A 1,232-nucleotide genomic window follows, 5' to 3' on the forward strand; every position below is an offset into this window, starting at 1 on the left:
TGCGCCGCCAAGGCCGCGCTCGACACCATGACCGTGTCTATGGCAAGAGCCTTCGGCCCCGTGCGCTTCGTCAGCGTTTCGCCCGCGGCGGTCGACACCGATTTCGTCCGCGGCCGCAACCGCGACGACCTGCTGAAGAAGGCCGCCGCCACGCCGCTAGGGCGCATCGTCACACCGCATGACGTGGCGCTCGCCGTGCTGGCCTGCGTGACGCATCTGCGCACGGCGACGGGCACGCGGATCGGCATCGGCGGAGGGCACAGCCTGTGACCGCCGGGCCCGACGCGACCACCCGCATGCTCGTGGAGCAACGCACCTACACAACCCATCCCGGCCAGTGGCGGGCCTACCTGTCGCTGTACGAAGCCAAGGGCCTGGCGATACAGCGCCGCATCCTCGGCCGCATGGTCGGCTACTACCGCACCGAAACCGGCCCGCTCAACCAGGTGATCCACATGTGGGCCTACGTGGACATGAACGAGCGCGCCGAGCGGCGGGAGCTCCTGATGGCCGACCCGGCATGGAAGGCCTACGTGGTGGAAATGCTTCCGCTGCTGCAGAGCCAGGAATCGAAGATCCTGCTTCCCGCGCCCTTCTTCACGCCCCGGTGGCAGGACTGACGACCGCATCGATCCGGAACAAAGGATGGAGACACCATGACAACGCTCGACTACCAGAGCGGATTCGGCAACCAGTTCGCCAGTGAGGCGCTTCCGGGCGCCCTGCCCGTCGGGCACAACTCGCCGCAGCAGGCGCCGCTGGGCCTGTATGCAGAGCTGCTGTCCGGCACGGCCTTCACGGCGCCGCGCGACCACAACCGGCGCACCTGGATGTACAGAAGGCGCCCCAGCGCCATGCATGAAGCCTTCGCGCGCATCGACGACGGCAACTGGCGCAGCGGACCATTCACCGAGGCGGAAACGCCGGCCAACCGGCTGCGCTGGAACCCATGGCCGATGCCGGCCGGGGACTCGGACTTCGTCGACGGCATGCTGACCATCGCCGGCAACGGCGACCCGCACGCGCAGACCGGCTCGGCAGTGCATGTCTATCGCGCGAACCGTTCGATGGACGGGCGCTACCTCGCGAACTCCGACGGCGAACTGCTGATCGTGCCGCAGCATGGCGCGCTGCTGCTCCATACCGAGCTGGGCCGCCTGCACGTCGCGCCCGGCGAGATCGCCGCCGGCATCGTCACGATGCGCTCGGGCGTGCCGGGCGTCGAGCCGACC

General features: G+C 69.0%; 3 protein-coding genes. All 3 read left to right on the forward strand.

The window, feature by feature from the left end; all coding sequences use genetic code 11:
- Positions 1-270, forward strand: a 270-nt coding sequence (locus tag ACSFA2_RS25575; RefSeq protein WP_435458133.1) for an SDR family oxidoreductase, incomplete at its 5' end; no start/stop codon positions are given.
- Complete coding sequence (locus tag ACSFA2_RS25580) at positions 267-620, forward strand: NIPSNAP family protein (protein ID WP_435458134.1); 354 nt, start codon at positions 267-269, stop codon at positions 618-620. The genes ACSFA2_RS25575 and ACSFA2_RS25580, both read left to right, overlap by 4 nt.
- Positions 621-656: 36 nt before the next feature.
- Positions 657-1,232, forward strand: a 576-nt coding sequence (locus ACSFA2_RS25585) for a homogentisate 1,2-dioxygenase (protein ID WP_435458135.1), incomplete at its 3' end; no start/stop codon positions are given.

The sequence above is a fragment of the Variovorax cryoconiti genome (assembly GCF_051216395.1).
Classification (GTDB): domain Bacteria; phylum Pseudomonadota; class Gammaproteobacteria; order Burkholderiales; family Burkholderiaceae_C; genus Variovorax.